This is a genomic window from Chryseobacterium sp. HNCC26DJ241, from assembly GCF_057180505.1.
The window spans coordinates 1-1419 of sequence record NZ_JBXUGL010000073.1; the positions used below are offsets into that span (position 1 = coordinate 1).

The 1419-nt window shown below is 37.8% G+C and carries 2 protein-coding genes; both read right to left on the minus strand.

The annotated features are described in order from the left end of the window. Positions 1-78: 78 nt before the first annotated feature. Entirely contained in the window at positions 79-849 is a 771-nt protein-coding gene (locus AC2A1C_RS15765) for a Mov34/MPN/PAD-1 family protein (RefSeq protein WP_484026885.1), read from the minus strand. A 27-nt stretch (positions 850-876) separates the two neighbouring features. Further along, entirely contained in the window at positions 877-1242 is a 366-nt protein-coding gene (locus AC2A1C_RS15770; protein ID WP_484026886.1) for a hypothetical protein, read from the minus strand. Between the last annotated feature and the right edge of the window lie 177 nt (positions 1243-1419).

Here is a 1419-nt window from a genome sequence, read left to right on the forward strand (position 1 = left end):
ATCCATAATTTCTAATTATTAATGGTTAATGTTAAATTGTTAATTGGTTATTTTAATCCCCCTTTGGGGGTTTGGGGCTTACAAACTAAAATAATCAGCAAGTTTTGAGAAATCGATGTGGTTTTTAACGAAATAGAGAACCGCTATATGAAAAACTCCTGCAAAAACTCCGAGGATAAAGAAATGCACCCAAGAGAGGACTAACATCAGCGTTGCCATTTTTTGAGACAACACTTGCTCTGCTTCCACTTTAGGAAGGACAATATGCTGACGGATGTTCACAAAAACCTTTTTACGGTCTTCGATTGTCTCTGCATCTGGAGTTGGTTGTAAGTCTGGATTTTGTACGTTGGAAACATCTTCTGTATTTACCTCCACTTTTTTTTCTTTGGTGGTATAGTCCTCGTAGTTATTGGGAATGACTTCTAACTCTGCTTTTTCCACGCTTCCGTTTTTATGGAAGAGGTAGGGGAAAATCTCAAATTCTCGCTGTTTTGCGGAAAACACAATCGGTGTGTACATAAATTCCAAATCCGGAAAATTTTTAAATTGGCTGGAAAAATATTCTCTGTCAGGATCGGATAGTTTGGAATAACCGTTTGGATGGCTGTGGATTATACCAAGTAATTGTTTGCCTTGAAGTTTCAACTCTTTAATAATAGGATTCAAATAAGCTACATTTAAGCTGTAAGTTGAACCTGTTGTTTCTGCAAACTCATCGTGGATAAAATCGGTAACGATTCCATTTTTACCCATAAGGATTCCACCTTGTTCCGGAACGCTAGATCCCAGTTTTTGAACGATGTGATGATAGGCAAAGGTTGTAATTCTAAATTTTGGCTTTTTCATTGTAAAATATTTAATAGTGATTTGTGATTAGTTATTTCTGATGATTTGTTCATCAATGGTAACCCCGGTTCTTATGTAATTCCATGTGAGTTCAGCCCATTGCACAGAGATGTTTTTGGCTTTCTCCAGCGTAGTGGGTTCTTTCCCTTCATGGAAGCATATTTTTTTGTTTAAGGGAGATTCATCGCAAAGCAACCAATGAGCGGCATGAGAGCTTTCATTTCTTCCTTGGTAACTAGGCAGATGATGGATAGCAATGTCGTAATAGCCTTCGTGGTATTCGTAAGAGAAGGCAAACACCGCTCTTCCGTCTTTGGTTTTGTACTGATACACTTGGGAACTGTGTAATGTTCCTGCTGTTAGTGAATGGATAGTTTGATAAATAGGTTTCATTTTTTTAATTTTAAATGGTTGTTGAATTTTTTTTAATTCTTGTTTTTAAAAAAGGAGCAGGCAGTGTACCTGCTCCTGAACTGCCGGGTAAGCTACTGTGCTTCACTTGTTCCCGATACGTGGATTAATGAAGTATCCCCGGTTCAAGGGAGTCTACGCCACGTCTTTTTGAATTTT

Excerpts from the sequence above, each read along its gene's own strand:
- AC2A1C_RS15765 (WP_484026885.1), bottom strand. The coding sequence starts at position 849 with ATGAAAAAGCCAAAATTTAGAATTACAACCTTTGCCTATCATCACATC.
- AC2A1C_RS15770 (WP_484026886.1), bottom strand. The coding sequence starts at position 1,242 with ATGAAACCTATTTATCAAACTATCCATTCACTAACAGCAGGAACATTA.